Source organism: Psychrosphaera sp. 1_MG-2023, assembly GCF_030548245.1.
GTDB classification, from domain to species: Bacteria; Pseudomonadota; Gammaproteobacteria; order Enterobacterales; family Alteromonadaceae; genus Psychrosphaera; species Psychrosphaera algicola.
In genome coordinates, this window is the sequence record NZ_JAUORW010000072.1 from 1 (window position 1) to 521 (window position 521).

General features: G+C 38.4%; 1 protein-coding gene. It reads left to right on the top strand.

Translation table 11 applies throughout. The annotated features are described in order from the left end of the window. Nucleotides 1–153 precede the first annotated feature (153 nt). Complete coding sequence (locus tag Q4575_RS19770) at nt 154–444, top strand: DUF3658 domain-containing protein (protein WP_303523949.1); 291 nt, start codon at nt 154–156, stop codon at nt 442–444. Nucleotides 445–521 lie beyond the last annotated feature (77 nt).

A 521-nucleotide genomic window follows, 5' to 3' on the forward strand; every position in this document is an offset into this window, starting at 1 on the left:
GACAAATAACAGTTGGCTTTTGCTCGTCCCTCGCTCATTATAGCCAACATATTATTTGCCCCTTAGCGGGGCGTTAGGTTTACAATGAAGCTTATCATCACTTGTTTAGTCATATTCGCCTCATTACAGAGTTGTTACAGAGGAGTGCAAGAAATGGAACAACCAATTGAGTCTATTATTACCGAAGACGATCTTGCTTACCTGCAAACATTATCTCCAGAACTATTAGAAAAAGTTGATAGTCTTTTATACGCAAAAACTTCTGAAAGGTGGTCGAAAATAGCGATGGTTATAAGTAAGGCCAATAAGGAAGTTAAAATACTCGATCCCAACATTACATATGATCAGCTGTTATCAAGGCTTCATATCATTATTAAAAGTGGTAAATTATCTTCTCAGGGGAATATTAATATTATGCGTTTTAGTGAAGTTAGACGCACGTAAACCTAACAACACGCCCTGAGGTGGACAGCAAGTATTAATACTCACTTTCCACCGCATATTTCAGAAGGGGTGAGCCC